Annotated in this window: 13 protein-coding genes; 12 read left to right on the top strand and 1 reads right to left on the bottom strand. The window is 60.3% G+C overall.

Features of this window, described 5'->3' with window-relative positions; all coding sequences use genetic code 11:
• Nucleotides 1-14 precede the first annotated feature (14 nt).
• From J2X76_RS25850 to J2X76_RS25835, 4 genes are all read left to right on the top strand, one after another.
• The gene (locus J2X76_RS25850) at nt 15-1,862 is read left to right on the top strand and encodes a type I secretion system permease/ATPase (protein WP_310220400.1); all 1,848 of its coding nucleotides are present in this window, start codon (nt 15-17) and stop codon (nt 1,860-1,862) included.
• Nucleotides 1,849-3,162: an HlyD family type I secretion periplasmic adaptor subunit gene (locus J2X76_RS25845; protein ID WP_310220399.1), complete on the top strand. Its 1,314-nt coding sequence runs from the start codon at nt 1,849-1,851 to the stop codon at nt 3,160-3,162. The genes J2X76_RS25850 and J2X76_RS25845 overlap by 14 nt, the downstream gene beginning before the upstream one ends.
• 67 nt (nt 3,163-3,229) lie before the next feature.
• Nucleotides 3,230-3,940, top strand: coding sequence for a TetR/AcrR family transcriptional regulator (locus tag J2X76_RS25840; RefSeq protein ID WP_162736402.1), 711 nt, complete (start codon nt 3,230-3,232; stop codon nt 3,938-3,940).
• Nucleotides 3,941-4,064: 124 nt separating this feature from the next.
• Nucleotides 4,065-5,102, top strand: a complete 1,038-nt coding sequence (locus J2X76_RS25835) for an Ldh family oxidoreductase (protein ID WP_310220397.1) — start codon at nt 4,065-4,067, stop codon at nt 5,100-5,102.
• Between the two features lie 67 nt (nt 5,103-5,169).
• Here J2X76_RS25835 and J2X76_RS25830 read toward each other — a convergent pair whose 3' ends face one another.
• Nucleotides 5,170-6,132 (bottom strand): dihydrodipicolinate synthase family protein, encoded by a 963-nt coding sequence (locus tag J2X76_RS25830; protein WP_310220396.1) that lies wholly within the window; start codon nt 6,130-6,132, stop codon nt 5,170-5,172.
• A gap of 415 nt (nt 6,133-6,547) precedes the next feature.
• Here J2X76_RS25830 and J2X76_RS25825 point away from each other — a divergent pair, with 415 nt between their 5' ends.
• From J2X76_RS25825 to J2X76_RS25790, 8 genes are all read left to right on the top strand, one after another.
• Nucleotides 6,548-7,774 (top strand): amidohydrolase family protein, encoded by a 1,227-nt coding sequence (locus J2X76_RS25825; RefSeq protein ID WP_310220394.1) that lies wholly within the window; start codon nt 6,548-6,550, stop codon nt 7,772-7,774.
• A gap of 16 nt (nt 7,775-7,790) precedes the next feature.
• Entirely contained in the window at nt 7,791-8,192 is a 402-nt protein-coding gene (locus J2X76_RS25820; protein ID WP_310220393.1) for an ABC transporter permease subunit, read from the top strand.
• 61 nt (nt 8,193-8,253) lie between these two features.
• Entirely contained in the window at nt 8,254-9,009 is a 756-nt protein-coding gene (locus J2X76_RS25815; RefSeq protein ID WP_310220391.1) for an ABC transporter ATP-binding protein, read from the top strand.
• On the top strand, nt 9,006-9,713 hold the full coding sequence (locus tag J2X76_RS25810; RefSeq protein ID WP_113127513.1) for an ABC transporter ATP-binding protein: 708 nt from the start codon (nt 9,006-9,008) through the stop codon (nt 9,711-9,713). The genes J2X76_RS25815 and J2X76_RS25810 overlap by 4 nt, the downstream gene beginning before the upstream one ends.
• 38 nt (nt 9,714-9,751) lie before the next feature.
• On the top strand, nt 9,752-10,939 hold the full coding sequence (locus J2X76_RS25805) for an ABC transporter substrate-binding protein (protein WP_310220390.1): 1,188 nt from the start codon (nt 9,752-9,754) through the stop codon (nt 10,937-10,939).
• A gap of 13 nt (nt 10,940-10,952) precedes the next feature.
• A complete protein-coding gene (locus J2X76_RS25800) occupies nt 10,953-11,813 on the top strand; it encodes a branched-chain amino acid ABC transporter permease (protein ID WP_310220388.1) in 861 nt (286 codons plus the stop codon).
• Between the two features lies 1 nt (nt 11,814).
• Nucleotides 11,815-12,759, top strand: coding sequence for a branched-chain amino acid ABC transporter permease (locus J2X76_RS25795; RefSeq protein WP_310220386.1), 945 nt, complete (start codon nt 11,815-11,817; stop codon nt 12,757-12,759).
• A gap of 15 nt (nt 12,760-12,774) precedes the next feature.
• Entirely contained in the window at nt 12,775-13,275 is a 501-nt protein-coding gene (locus tag J2X76_RS25790) for a GAF domain-containing protein (protein ID WP_310220384.1), read from the top strand.
• Nucleotides 13,276-13,293: the final 18 nt, after the last annotated feature.

Below are 13,293 nucleotides of genomic sequence, written 5' to 3'. Positions count from 1 at the left end.
CACGGATACGAAAATTGTTCGGATTTTTCCAACAGGCGCCGTCGCAGCTCAAAGCTGCGACGGTCGTCCCGGCTTCCAGACTGGCGGTCATCGGGATAGCTGTGATCAGCGGCGTTGTAAACGTGTTGGCGCTGACCTCACCGCTGTTCATGCTGCAGGTTTACGACCGCGTGCTGTCGAGTGGCAGCGTGCCGACCTTGATAGGGCTCGCCGTCCTGGCTGCGGGCCTGTTCGCTATTCAGTGCCTGCTGGACGTCACCCGGGCGAAGGTGCTGCTGCGCATCGGTGAATTGCTTGACCGGCAGCTTGCTCTTCGCGTCCACAATGCAGTCGTGCGGCTCCCGCTTCTGACGCGCATGCCCGGAGACGGACTGCAGCCGCTGCGTGATCTCGACAATACGCGCGGGTTTCTTTCCAGCCAGGGACCAACGGCGTTCTTCGATTTACCCTGGATGCCGCTCTATCTCGGCATCTGCTTTATGTTCCACGGCTGGATCGGTACGACTGCCCTCCTGGGCTCATTGATCCTCATAGCCCTGACGCTGGTGACCAACGCGCTCTCACAAGGACCGGCGCGTGAGAGCGTCCTGCACAATATGAGCCGCAACGCCCAGATGGAGGCCGCGCGGCGCAATGCCGAGGTCATCCAGGCAATGGGCCTCGGCCCGCGAATGGCATTACGGTGGCAGGCTACGAATTCCGCCTATCTCCAAGTCAATCGTCGGGCAGGAGATGTGGCCGCGGTTCTCGGGGGCATTTCACGGTCCATGCGTTTGGTCATCCAATCTGCAATGTTGGGGGTAGGGGCGTGGCTGGTGATCCGCCAGGAGGTTAGCGCAGGTGTGATGATAGCAAGTTCCATCATGATGGGGCGTGCGCTCGCACCGGTCGATTTGGCGATCTCGAGTTGGAAGCCGTTCCTGATGGCGCGACAAAGTTTTGGTCGTCTCAATGCGCTTCTGGACAAGATGCCCGCCGACAAGCCGGTCATGTTGCTACCGAAGCCGACGCGCGAGCTGCGGGTCGAGAATGCCACAATCGTGCCGCCGGGAGAAAAACGGGCCTCCGTCGTGGGTGTGCAGTTTGCAGTCGGCGCTGGAAGCGCGCTCGGCATCATCGGTCCGTCCGGATCGGGCAAATCCAGTCTTTCGCGTATTCTAGTGGGCGCTTGGTCACCTGCGGTGGGAAAGGTAAGGATCGACGGCGCCAGTCTCGACCAGTGGGACTGCGAAGCGCTCGGGCATCATGTCGGCTACTTGCCGCAGGGCGTCGAGCTGTTCGACGGGACGATCGCCCAGAATATTGCCCGCTTCGAGGATGGCGCGGATCCCGATGCCATTGTGAACGCAGCGCGTACGGCTGGCGCCCATGAGCTCATCCTTCGCTTTGACCGGGGATACGAGACGCCGATCGGCGAGGGTGGATCGGCGCTTTCTGCCGGCCAGCGGCAGAGGATCGGCCTGGCGCGGGCGCTTTACCGCGACCCTTTCCTGGTCGTCCTCGACGAACCGAATGCAAACCTCGACACGGAAGGCGAAATTGCAGTGGTCAAGGCAATCGCTTCGGTGCGCGATCGCAAAGGCATCGCCGTGATCGTCGCGCACCGCCCGAGCGCCATCGCCGCCTGCGATCTGGTTCTGATGATGGATGGCGGACAGATGAAGGCGTTCGGTCCCCGCGACGATATCCTGGCGCGGGTTTTGAAGGCGGAGCCTGCGAGGTCCGTGATGCCTCAAGGCTTTTCGCTGACGGGGCAGGGTGTCGTGCCGCTGCGCGTCGTAGCCAATCAGAAGCAGACGGGCAGCCCGGATGCGGCCGCGCCAAACGAAACCCGCTCGGAAGAACCAGATGCCACAAATTGATGATGACGGCGGTGTGTCTCGCTCGGTTCGGTTACATCTCCTGGCAGGATTGCTGGCGAGCGTGGTCCTGGTCGGCGGCGCTGGTGCGTGGGCGGCGGTGACGAACCTTGCCGGCGCCGTGGTGGCGACGGGCCATTTCGTTGTCAATTCCTATGTCAAGAAGGTGCAGCACCCGACGGGGGGCGTTGTCGGGGAAATTCTTGTCCGAGAAGGCGATGAAGTAAAGGCAGGCGATATTGTGATGCGGCTCGACGCCACTCAGACCAAGGCCAATCTCGCCATCGTTACGCGTCGTATCGACGAGCTCTCCGCCCGGCTGGCAAGATTGGAGGCGGAGCGTGACGATCTTGACGAAATCGCCTTGCCGGAATGGCTGGCGGCGCGTGCGGAGCAAACCGACGTTGCCTACGCCCTGCGTAGCGAAAGGCGGTTGTTCGAGTTCCGGAAGGAATCGCGGGACGGGCGCAAGGCGCAGCTTCGCGAGCGCATCGCTCAGTTCGGGTACGAGATCAAAGGTCTGAAAGCGCAGGAGGACGCCTTTCAGCAGGGCATCGACGTCCTGGGCGAAGAGATTGCCGCTTTGTCGTCTCTGCGAAAGCAGGGCGTTGTCTCGGATCAACGGTTGAACGGATTGAAAACGCAGGTGGCCGCATTCGGCGGTGAGCGTGGTGAGAAGATTGCGTTTCAGGCCCAGGCCGCCGGTCGCATTTCCGAAACGACGCTGCAAATTCTGCAGATCGACCAGGATCTCAAGACCGAGGTGGGGCGTGAACTGCGCGAGGTGCAGGCGCAACTAGGCGAGTATATGGAGCGCAAGGTCGCGGCAGAGGACGACCTCAAACGGCTCGACATCGTCGCACCCCAGTCGGGTGTCGTACATCAGCTGTCCGTCCACACCATAGGTGGCGTCGTGACGCCGGCCGATCCCATCATGATGATCGTTCCCAAGGACGAGGATCTGGCGCTCGACGTACAGGTTCTGCCAAGGGAAATCGATCAGATTCATCTTGGGCAGAAAGCCGTATTGCGCATGTCGGCATTCAATCTGCGCACAACGCCTGAGCTGAACGCACATGTCACGCGTGTTGCCGCTGACGTCACGACGGATCAAAGATCCGGACTGTCCTATTATCTGCTGCGCCTGTCCGTGCCACCTGAAGAGCTGCACAAGCTTGGCGATCTGAAACTTCTTCCAGGAATGCCTGCCGAGGCTTTCATCGCGACCGGAGAGCGAACCGCGCTTTCCTACCTGGTCAAGCCGCTGTCCGATCAAATCGGCCATGCCTTCCGAGAGGAATGATCAGCCTGAATAGACGAAATATTTTCTTGACCTTAGCGGAGGATAAAAGCTCTAAGGCGATATGGAGATGTGGGCCTATGCCGTTCCTCCGGGCGCCGCGGCAGATGGGCCACGGGCATGTCAATCAGGAGCACGACCGGGACCAATGTCAGCGGACGGAAAAGCGGCCAGAAAAACTAGGCGAACCCAGGCCGAACGCTCGGAGGAAACGCGTACAAAACTCTGCAAGGCCGCGCTCGATGCAATGGATGAAGTTGGATACGGCCGGTTTTCGACAGAGGATGTCGCGTTGAGAGCCAATGTCTCGCGTGGCGCACTGACGCATCAGTTTCCCAGCCGGAATGCTCTGATCATTGCCGCATTCCATTATCTCATCTTTTCGTGGGAAGCGGATTGGCTGCAGTTCATCGAAAATAACGAGCGGCGGCTCTCGCCGGACGAGGTGACGGATTTTCTCTGGGAGAAGCTTTTCCACGCGGAAAACTACATCGCGTCGCTGGAAATCATGCTGGCTTCCCGTAACGACGACGAGCTCGGCAACGGAGTTCGCGAGATCATGGTTCGCTGGGCGTCGAGCCGCGACAGGGCAATCGCAAGACTGCTCGGTGTCTCGCTGGAGAAGCCTGAAACGGATGAGTTCATCCAGCTCAGCCTTTGCGTCCTGCGCGGCATTGCGCTTCACAGCAGCTTCAGCTCGAATTCTACCAAGGAGCTGCAGAGAAACCTGCTTGGCAAATGGAAGGAAATGCTTGTCGCGACCTATGGTGACAGCCGATAGGCATGAGCTTGCCCGGCGCCTCGATTGACGACGAAACCGTCGGCGAAATGGGTTCGCTGACCGGTTTGGGCACAAGGTTTAACGGCACTTTGCCAAGCATATGCCGAACTGGAGAATTTCTGCCGTGACAGGACATGTGACGCTCACTCATAAGGAACTCTATCAGCGGGTAGAGGCCATTTTTCGCAAGGCGGGCCTCAACGGTCCGCAATCACGCGCATTGGCCAAAGTCATTGCAGCGGGAGAGAGGGATGCCTGCAAGTCCCATGGTATCTACCGCATCGAGGGGGCAATGCGCACCGTGAAGGCGGGCAAGGTAAAGCCTGATGCCATCCCGGAACTGCTTGCCGGGGACGAGACGGCCATCGTCAAGGTCAATGCGCGCGGCGGTTTTGCGAATGCCGCCTTCGAGCTGGGGTTGCCGGAACTTGTGGCGCGGACGCGGCGTCTCGGTCTTGCCGCGCTGGTCATCAACGACTGCTCGCATTTTTCGGCCCTCTGGCCGGAGGTCGAGGCGGTTACCGGGGAAGGTCTTGCGGCGCTGGTCATGTGCCCCAGCTATGCGACCGTGGCGCCGGCCGGCGGCAGCAGGCCGCTGCTCGGCACCAATCCCTTCGCCTTCGGATGGCCGCGGCAGAACCAGTTTCCCTATGTCTTCGATTTCGCCACCTCTGTCGCCGCGCGCGGCGAGATCGAGCTTCACCGCCGTGCCGGCAAGCCGCTTCCGGAAGGCTGGGCGCTCGATGCCTCCGGCAATCCGACGACCGATCCGGAGGCTGCATTGGCCGGCGCCATGCTGACCTTCGGTGGCCATAAGGGATCTGCGATCGGCACCATGATCGAACTACTTGCCGGCATCATGATCGGTGACCTGACGAGCCCGGAAGTTCTCGATTATCTCGGCACCACGACGCTTGCGCCTTTCCATGGCGAGCTCATCATCGCCATGTCCCCCCATGCTTTCGCGGCCGGCCGGCCCGGCGATCCGTTTTCGCGTGCGGAGGTTCTGTTCGACGCAATCGTCGGCCAGGGCGCACGCCTTCCCTCGCAGCGGCGTTTTGCAGCGCGCGCCCGCGCGGATGCCGAAGGCATCGTGCTGGCCGATGCGGAAATCGAACAGCTTGACCGGCTGCTTTCGCTCGGTCTGGACGCGGTTGCCTGATCGATAGCAGCCCGCAAACAAAAAAGCCCTCCGATCGGAGGGCTTTTCGTTTCTGGCACGACCGTGTTCAGGCCTTGTATGCCTGCACGGCGCCGGGGAGCTTGCTCCACTCGGCATACCATGTGTTGAACAGGTTTAACTGCGTCTCGACATAACCGCGCTGGCTTTCAGAAAGGCGGTCGGTTTCGTTGAAGTGCAGCGTGTATTCCTTGTCGCCCTTCGTCACCATCATGTGCTTGAAGAAGAGCACCAGGTCCGGGCCTTCGTCGAACGAGGACAGGACGGCAAGCGCCTGTTCCAGTTCGAGTGCGCGCTGGCGTGCATCGACATCGCCGCGAGCAGCCGCCTGGGAGAGATTGCACAGGTGGATCACTTCCTTCGGCAGCACGTTGCCGATGCCGGTGATGGCGCCGGTCGCGCCGCAATTCACGAATCCGTGGAAGACCGCGGTATCGACGCCGATCATCAACGACACCCCGTCGTCACGGCCGGTGATGTTTTCCGCCGCATAACGCATGTCGGCCGGGCCGCCAAATTCCTTGAAGCCGACGAGGTTCGGGTGCTCGGCGCGAAGGCCGAAGAACAGTTCGGCGCGCGTCGCGAAACCGTAATAGGGGCTATTGTAGATGACAGCCGGAAGGTCCGGAGCGGCGGACAGGATCGCCTTGAAGTGGGATTTCTGGGCTGCGACCACCGAACCGCGCGAGAGGACGCGTGGAATGACCATCAGGCCCTTGGCGCCGACCTTCTGCGCATGTGCTGCGTGCGCGACGGCGGAAGCCGTGTTGACCGCACCCGTTCCGACGATAACCGGAATGCCCGCAGCGGTCAGGCGCGCCACGCCTTCCATGCGCTGGGCATCCGTCAGAAGCGGCCAGTCCCCCATGGAGCCGCAGTAGACGACGGCCGACATGCCGGCTGCAATCAGTTCCTGTCCCTTGCGCACCAGCGCATCGAAATCGGGTGTACGGTCATCCTTGCAAGGGGTCATCAGAGCCGGAATGACACCGGAAAAAATGCTGGCTTTCATCGCAAATTCCTTTTTTTGAGCCGGGCCTTGAGCTGGCGCTGCGCATGCGGAATTTCGGCACGAGCCATCGCCTCGCGGCATCAGGTAGCATCTTGTATTCAGCTTGTCGACAGGAAATTCGGTGCCAGATTCGATAACCGGTGCGTCGTACAGGTTGAGCAGGTTCAGGCTTGCTGGGCGCACCGCCGAGGCGAGGTCGACTACGGTTTCGCGGATGGTGAGAGCTCCCAGGTTTCAGTTCATCGGATCGGGCTCGAAGCCGGCTACGGCGTGGGATTGTGCAGCTGCAATATATTTTGCCCGATAAGTGAGCAGATGCAGTATTTGCACCAAAAAGGGCATTCTTCCGATTTTTGCTATTTACAAACAGACGTGATCGTTTTTATCTTTAAGAAAATTGCGCACGAGGGACTTCATGGACGGTTACATTCTTCACGGCGGCAAGGTTCTCGACGTCGATAACGGCGTGCTGCTCGATGGCGTCGAAGTGCAGGTCGAAGGCGACCGCATCGTCCGTATTTCGACGCGGAAGATCGAGGCCGCAGGTCTGGAGCGCATCGACCTCAAGGGCCGGACACTGATGCCGGGCCTGATTGACGCACATGTGCATGTCATCGCAACGCTGGTCGATCTTGCCAAGAACGCCGAGCTTCCGTCCTCGCTTATCGCGCTGCGTGCACGCAAGATCATGCATGAGATGCTGATGCGCGGCTTTACCACGGTTCGCGACCTCGCCGGGGCGGACCTCGGGCTCAAGCTGGCGGTGGAGGAGGGGTTGATCGACGGGCCCCGGCTGGTCATCTGCGGCAAAGCGCTGAGCCAAACCGTCGGCCATTGCGATTACCGCGCCCGCAACGACAAGCGCGAATTGCATGCCGCCTCGCTTGGCGCACTCGGGCGCATCGCCGATGGCGTTGACGAAGTTCGACGCGCAACCCGCGAGGAGATCAAGGGCGGTGCCGAGTTCATCAAGATCATGGCGAACGGCGGTGTTTCCTCGCCCAACGATCCGATCCATGTGCTGCAATATTCCCGCGAGGAAATCCGCGCCATTGTCGAGGAGGCGGAAAATTACGGTCTCTACGTTTCCGCCCACACCTATTCCGATGCATCGATCCGGCGCGCGGTGGAATGCGGTGTGAAATCTCTCGAACATTGCAACCTCATCACCCTGGAAACCGCGAAATTTGCCGCGCAAGCCGGTGCGATCGCCTGCCCGACCCTTGCGGCCTACGAAGGGCTTGCCCTGGAAGGGGCTGCTTTTGGTCTCGGCGCGGATTCCCAAGCCAAGATCGACACCGTACGGACAGGTGGCCTGGAATCCCTTCGCCTGATGAAGGAAGCAGGTTTGCCGATGGGTTTCGGAACGGACCTGCTTGGGCAGCTTCACAAATATCAGTCGATGGAATTCGAGATCCGGGCCAAGGTTCTGTCGGCGCATGACATCCTCCATTCGGCGAGCAGGGTTTCCGCGAAGCTATGCATGATGGAGAACCGGATTGGTGTGATTGCGGAAGGCGCCTATGCGGATTTCCTGGTCGTCAATGGCAATCCGCTGGAGGACGTGGCGATCCTGTCCCGTCCTGAGGAGAGTCTCGCTGCCATCATTCGCGGCGGTACTTTCTACAAAAACACGCTTTGAAGGCGGTCTTCTTCTTATGTACACGCCGTTTGCCGTCTTCGTCGGCATCGTCGCGGTGAACCTGCCCTATGTGGTGCTGACTTTGCAGAGCGTTTTCGAAGGCCTCGACGAGAATGTCGAATATGCGGCGTCAAGCCTTGGCGCAAATCCGTTCGAGACCTTCGTGCTGGTCAAGCTGCCGCAGATCGTGCCGGGCATCCTGGCCGCATTCGTGCTGTCCTTTATCCTGACGATGAATGCCTATGCGACGCCGGTGCTTTTGGGCGGTCCGTCGTTCCGCATGATGTCGCCGATGATCGTCGGAGAAATATTGAACAAGGCAAACTGGCCATTCGGCGCTGCCCTGTCCTTCATCCTGTTGTCGGTGACCGTCTCGATCACGGTTCTGGCAGGCTACTACATTAAACGACGATACTGACCTCTCGAGACGATGCTACCACGTCAGACGGATCGGTTCGGTTTTCTTCAATGAGGTTGAAATGCTGGAAATCAGCGGAGTAACGCGAAACTTTGGCGGGGTGCACGCCCTGTCCGGCGTCGACCTGACCATCGCCAAAGGCGGTATCGTCGGCATGATCGGGCCTAACGGTGCCGGCAAGACGACGCTCTTCAATTGCATTTCCGGCGTGCTTCCGGTGTCGAGCGGCGAAATCCGGTTCCAGGGAACGCGCATCGACGGCATGCGGCCGGATGAGATTTCGGGCAGGGGCCTGGTGCGCACCTTCCAGATCGCTCGTGGTTTTCCGCGGCTGACCGTCTTCGAAAGCCTGATGCTTTACGGCACGGATCAGCCGGGCGAGGGCCTCATTCAGTCCCTGATGCGGGGCAAGGCGAGCATCGATCGCGAAAAGCAGCTCATCGACAAGGCGCTCGGTATCGCCGAGCGGCTGAGGCTTTCGCATGTGCTGGACAACAAGGCATCCGACCTGTCCGGCGGGCAGAAGAAGCTTCTGGAAATCGGTCGGGCGATGATGCGCGATCCGGCCATGCTGCTGCTCGACGAACCGATGGCGGGCGTCAATCCGTCGCTCGTTCGCGAGATTGGCGAACGTCTTGTCACCATCGCCTCGGAAGGCGTCACCATCGTGCTGATCGAGCATCAGATGGACCTGATTTCGCGGCTCTGCGATCACGTCGTCGTCATGGCCGACGGCAAAAAGATGATCGAGGGCACCTTCGATTTCGTGGCTGGCAACAAGGATGTGCAGAACGCTTACATGGGGTCTCGCAAATGAGTGTCTTGGCCGTCGAGAACGTCATCGCTGGTTATTCCGTCGGTGACCAGATCCTCAAGGGCGTCAACTTTCACGTCGGCGCGCGCGAGATCGTCTGCGTGGTCGGTCCCAATGGCGCCGGCAAATCGACGCTGTTGAAAACGATTGCCGGACTGCTGCGGCCTTCGGAAGGCAGCATCGTCTATGACGGTGCGCCGATCAACGGCATGAAGCCGCATGACGTCTCACGCCACGGGATCGCATTCGTGCCGCAGGAGCACAATGTTTTCGGGAACATGACCGTCTACGAGAACCTGGAAATGGGCGGATACATCGCGCCAAAACATTTCCGCGCCCGCGCCGACGAAGTCATGAAACACTTCCCCATCCTGCTCAAGAAAAAGACCCAGCTCGCAAGGACGCTTTCCGGCGGCCAACGCCAGTTGCTGGCGGTCGGGATGGCGCTGATGGTGGATCCTGGCCTTATCCTGCTCGACGAGCCGACCGCGGGTCTTTCCCCGGCGGCGGCAGACGAGCTTTTCGCTGAAATCCGCAAACTCCGCGATGCGGGCAAGGCGATCGCGCTGGTCGAACAGAATGCGCGCGAAGCCATGGCGATCTCCGACCGGACCTACATCCTGGTCGACGGCAAGAACAGTATCGAGGGACCGTCCCCGGAACTGCTGGCCAACGAGGACATCAACCGGATGTTCCTCGGGGGGTAGAATTCAAACTTCGGCAAACGCAAAGAAAAGGGAACGCAATGAACAGAAGAGAATTTCTTTCCGCATCCGCCATCGTCGCCGGCAGCCTTTGCGCTCCCGGCATCCTGCGGGCAGAGACGGCCATCAAGCTTGGCGTCCTGACGCCGCTGACCGGCGCCGGTGCCTCCGACGGCCCGCGCATGGTCAAGGCGATGCAGGCTGTCGTCGAAGAGGTCAACAAGGCCGGCGGCGTGATCGGCCGGTCGATCGAACTCGTCGTGGAGGACGACCAGACAAACCCCGAAGCCGCCGTGCGCGCTGCTCAGAAGCTGGTCGGTGTCGATCGTGTTCCGGTGATCATGGGCACCTGGGCTTCGGCTGTTACTTCGGCCGTGGCGCCGGTGTGCTGGGAGAGCAAGACCTGCCTGATGACCGTGTCGGGCGCGGACTCGATTACCCAACTGCCGCACCAGGGCTATATCTTTCGCACGCAGCCGAACACCGCGCTGCAGGCGACCAAGCATGCCGAATACATCGCGTCCATTGGCGCCAAGAAGGTGTTCTACGTGGCGGTTCAGACCCCGTTCGCAGCAACGATGCGCGAGCAAATCGCCTCCGTGCTCACCGCAAAGGGTTCCTCGCTCGTCGGGGGGCTGATCTATGAGTCGAACAAGACGAGCTACCGTTCGGAGATCGACAGCGCCATCGCGGCCAAGCCCGATTTCATTTACCTCAACAGCTATTCGCCGGATCTCACCGTCCTGCTCAAGGATCTCTATCGCGCCGGTTATTCGGGTGGCCGTATCACGCAATCCTACGCCTATACGAGCAAGGTGGCAGAGGGCATCCAGGCCGATGTTACCGATGGACTCATTACCGTACAGCCATCCAGCGACGTCGGCAGCGAAGCGTATTCGCTGGTTCAAAAGCGTTTGAACAACCCGGCAGCGGATTCCTACGAGGCCCAGGCGACAGACTGGATCAGCCTTGCACTCCTTGCCGTCCAGAAATCCGGCAAAGCCGTCGGAACCGATATCCGCGATGCCGTTCGCCTGATCTCCCAGGGTAGTGGTACCAAGGTCTATTCGGCGGCTGAAGGCTTGAAGCTTCTGCAGCAGGGCAAGGATGTCAACTATGACGGTGCCAGCGGCAACTGCGACTTCAACGAGAAGGGTGACATCATGGATTGCCGCTTCCGCTACAGCGCGGCCAAGGGCGGCAAGATCGAATTGATCAAGATCGTCTGATCGGGGATAGCAGATGAACGTTCTCCAGTTGATTGCGAACGGGATCATGGCGGGAAGCATTCTCGCCATTCCGGCCATCGGATTGACGGCAATGTATTCCGTGCTCCGGTTCCCCAATTTTGCGATCGCTTCGCATGCCACAGTCGGCGCATTCGCCGGCTGGGTCGCGAATTCCGTTTACGGGTTCTCGGTACTGCCGTCCCTTGCGATAGCACTTCTGATCAGCGGGCTCGTCGGCCTGCTGACCGACGAACTGATCCTGAAACCGTTCAGGTCGGCCGGCGTCATCACGACGGCCATCGGTTCGCTCGCCCTGACGATCGGACTGGAGAACGTCGTCCGTCTTTTCTTCGGAAACGACCTGCGTGGATACGACCTCCCCCTGGCACGCGACATCATTGTGGGGGGCATTCACCTCGGCCCGCAGCAATTGAACAATCTTGCCGTGTCGATAGTCGTCATGGCCCTGGTCTTCGGCTTTCTTTTCTTCACCCGCATGGGAAAGGCGATGCGGGCCGTGGCCGACAATCCACGGCTGGCTGATATCAAGGGCATCGATTCCCGGATCGTGGCGCGTATTGCCTCCTTCATGGGCATGGGGCTTGCCGGTCTGGGCGGAATGCTGATCGGACTCGATTCATCGATCGACCCGCTGACGGGCTTTCGTTCAATGTTGCCGATTTTCGCCGCAGCCGTGGTTGGCGGCCTCGGCAGTATTCCGGGGGCGGTGGCGGGGGCTCTGGTGGTCGGCATCGCCGAGGAACTGTCGCTTCTCGCGTTGCCGGCAAGTTACAAGTCCGCCGTAGCCTTCATCGCGATCATGCTCATCCTGACGCTTCGCCCCCAGGGGCTTTTCGGACGCGAGGCCAACTAGCATGGAAATCTATATCATCAGCATGTGCGTCGTGGCGGGCATTTATGCGGTCATGGCGCTGGGTCTCAACGTCATGTGGGGCATGGCCGGTCTCGTCAACCTGGGTCTGGTCGGATCGGCCGCGGCAGGCGCCTATACGAGCGCGATCCTGACCAAGACATTCGCGATACCGATCCCGCTCGGAATCCTGGCGGGAGCCATCGTTGCGGCGGCCGTCGGGGCGGTCCTGTCACTGGTCACCCGCCGTCTAAAGGAACATTACCTGGCGATCGTCACGCTCGGATTTGCCGAAACGATCCGCATCGTCGCTTCCAATGAAATCTGGCTGACCAATGGCACCGACGGAATTTCCGGCATTGCCGGCCCGTTCCGGGCCGATCTCACGCCGTTCCAGTACAACCTCGTCTATCTCGGAATTGTCCTGCTGGTCCTCCTTGGGCTTTATGTCTGCTGCCAGCGCATTTCGTATTCGCCGTTCGGCCGTGTTTTGCGGGCGGTGCGCGATGACGACATGGTGGTCAGCGTCGCCGGCAAGAACGCGCAGTCATTCAAGCTGAAGGCCTTTTCCATCGGTTCCGGCATCATCGGCCTGGCAGGCGGGCTTTATGCGCACTACACGTCGTTCATCTCGCCGGACCTCTTCGTGCCGCTGCTCACGCTCTACGTGAAGCTGTCGCTTCTCGTCGGCGGTGTCGGAAACAATCGGGGTGCCGTTGTCGGGGCCGCCCTCATCATCCTCATTCTCGAAGGCTCGCGCTTCGTCGTGCCGTTTATTCCCTACATTTCACCGGCGCAGGGCGCCGCGATCCGCGAGCTATTCCTCAGCGCGACCCTTCTCATCGTGCTGCGGTTCAGGGTGACCGGCCTGATACCCGAACCACACGATCATCCTGTCATTCCGCGGCCCGGAACCGTGCCGGCCGGAACATCCATCAAAGCATCCTGAAAGGAACATATCCTCATGAAAACCAAGGCCCCGGTCCTGGAAGACGTCGCACGTCTGGTTTCCGTCATCACTGCACGCAACGATATCGCGGAAACTGCGCAGCTTCTGGATGACATCATTCAGGCGCGCTATGGTCACAAGCTCTTTACCCTGTTCCGCATTGTCGAAAACGGAGAGGCGGTCGAGCGGCTGCATTCCAGCGACAAGGTCGCCTACCCGGCGCGCGGACGCAAGAAGCGGGAGGATACCGTCTGGGGGCGCGTCGTGTTCGGGGAAGGCAATGTCCTCATTTCGCGAAATGCCGCCGATATCCGGGTCAATTTTCCCGATTACGATGTTATCTTCCGCCTTGGCATCAACAGCATGATCAACATCCCCGTCGTCTGGGAGGGCAAGGTGATCGGCTCGGCCAATCTCTCCCACCAGGACGAAGGTTTCTTCGAGGATAAGGACGGCGATTATCTGGCCATGCTCGTCGGCATCGTTGCGCCCGTCGTCGCCAGTACACTAGACTGACCGCTCGCTCCTATCATC

Source organism: Neorhizobium sp. 2083 (genome assembly GCF_031455615.1).
Classification (GTDB): domain Bacteria; phylum Pseudomonadota; class Alphaproteobacteria; order Rhizobiales; family Rhizobiaceae; genus Neorhizobium.
The sequence above is the reverse complement of the archived record's forward strand: the minus strand, read 5'-3'. Positions and strand labels throughout refer to the sequence as shown.

What these genes read in the sequence shown, in the direction of transcription:
- J2X76_RS25845 (WP_310220399.1), top strand. Translation starts at nt 1,849, where the DNA reads ATGCCACAAATTGATGATGACGGCGGTGTGTCTCGCTCGGTTCGGTTA.
- J2X76_RS25840 (WP_162736402.1), top strand. Translation starts at nt 3,230, where the DNA reads ATGTGGGCCTATGCCGTTCCTCCGGGCGCCGCGGCAGATGGGCCACGG.
- J2X76_RS25830 (WP_310220396.1), bottom strand. Translation starts at nt 6,132, where the DNA reads ATGAAAGCCAGCATTTTTTCCGGTGTCATTCCGGCTCTGATGACCCCT.
- J2X76_RS25825 (WP_310220394.1), top strand. Translation starts at nt 6,548, where the DNA reads ATGGACGGTTACATTCTTCACGGCGGCAAGGTTCTCGACGTCGATAAC.
- J2X76_RS25820 (WP_310220393.1), top strand. Translation starts at nt 7,791, where the DNA reads ATGTACACGCCGTTTGCCGTCTTCGTCGGCATCGTCGCGGTGAACCTG.
- J2X76_RS25815 (WP_310220391.1), top strand. Translation starts at nt 8,254, where the DNA reads ATGCTGGAAATCAGCGGAGTAACGCGAAACTTTGGCGGGGTGCACGCC.
- J2X76_RS25810 (WP_113127513.1), top strand. Translation starts at nt 9,006, where the DNA reads ATGAGTGTCTTGGCCGTCGAGAACGTCATCGCTGGTTATTCCGTCGGT.
- J2X76_RS25805 (WP_310220390.1), top strand. Translation starts at nt 9,752, where the DNA reads ATGAACAGAAGAGAATTTCTTTCCGCATCCGCCATCGTCGCCGGCAGC.
- J2X76_RS25800 (WP_310220388.1), top strand. Translation starts at nt 10,953, where the DNA reads ATGAACGTTCTCCAGTTGATTGCGAACGGGATCATGGCGGGAAGCATT.
- J2X76_RS25795 (WP_310220386.1), top strand. Translation starts at nt 11,815, where the DNA reads ATGGAAATCTATATCATCAGCATGTGCGTCGTGGCGGGCATTTATGCG.
- J2X76_RS25790 (WP_310220384.1), top strand. Translation starts at nt 12,775, where the DNA reads ATGAAAACCAAGGCCCCGGTCCTGGAAGACGTCGCACGTCTGGTTTCC.